The following is a 1,006-nucleotide window of genomic DNA, read 5'->3' on the forward strand; positions in this document are numbered from 1 at the left end:
GGCACCGTCCTGCCCGCCGTCACCTGCGCCGCCCAGTCCACCTTCCTCACCGGCACCCACCCGTCCGAGCACGGCATCGTCGGCAACGGCTGGTACTTCCGCGAGCTCGGCGACGTCCTGCTGTGGCGTCAGCACAACGGGCTCGTCGCCGGCGACAAGCTCTGGGACGCCGCCCGCCGCGCCCATCCCGGCTACACCGTCGCCAACATCTGCTGGTGGTACGCCATGGGAGCCGACACCGACATCACCGTCACCCCCCGCCCCGTCTACTACGCCGACGGCCGCAAGGAGCCCGACTGCTACACCCGCCCCCCGGCCCTGCACGACGAACTCACCGACGCACTCGGGACCTTTCCCCTCTTCCACTTCTGGGGACCCGGCGCGGATCTCGTCTCCAGCCAGTGGATCATCGACGCGACCCGGCACATCATGCGCACCCGCCATCCCGACCTGACGCTCTGCTACCTCCCCCACCTCGACTACGATCTCCAGCGCTTCGGCCCCGACGACCCACGCTCCCTGAAGGCGGCGGCCGACCTGGACGCGGCGATGGCCCCGCTCCTCGACGACGCCCGAGCCGAGGGCCGCACCGTCGTCGCGCTGTCCGAGTACGGCATCACCCCCGTCAGCCGGCCCGTGGACATCAACCGCGCCCTGCGCCGCGCCGGACTCCTCGAGGTGCACACCCAGGACGGCATGGAATACCTCGACCCGATGGCCTCCCGCGCCTTCGCCGTCGCCGACCACCAGCTCGCCCACGTCTACGTCCGCCGCCCCGAGGACCTCGTCGCCACCCGCGCCGCCCTGGAGGGACTGCCCGGGATCGAGCAACTCCTCGACGACGAGGGCAAGAAGGCCCAGCATCTCGACCATCCGCGGGCCGGCGAACTCGTCGCCGTCGCGGAGCCGGACGCCTGGTTCACGTACTACTACTGGCTCGACGACGACCGTGCGCCCGACTTCGCGCAGCTGGTCGAGATCCACCGCAAACCCGGCTACGACCCGG

General features: G+C 71.2%; 1 protein-coding gene. It reads left to right on the forward strand.

Annotated elements, in window-relative coordinates; translation table 11 throughout:
* Positions 1-1,006, forward strand: a 1,006-nt coding sequence (locus ABEA26_RS36035; protein WP_345598298.1) for an alkaline phosphatase family protein, incomplete at both ends; no start/stop codon positions are given.

The organism is Streptomyces marokkonensis (genome assembly GCF_039539045.1).
Lineage (GTDB): Bacteria > Actinomycetota > Actinomycetes > Streptomycetales > Streptomycetaceae > Streptomyces > Streptomyces marokkonensis.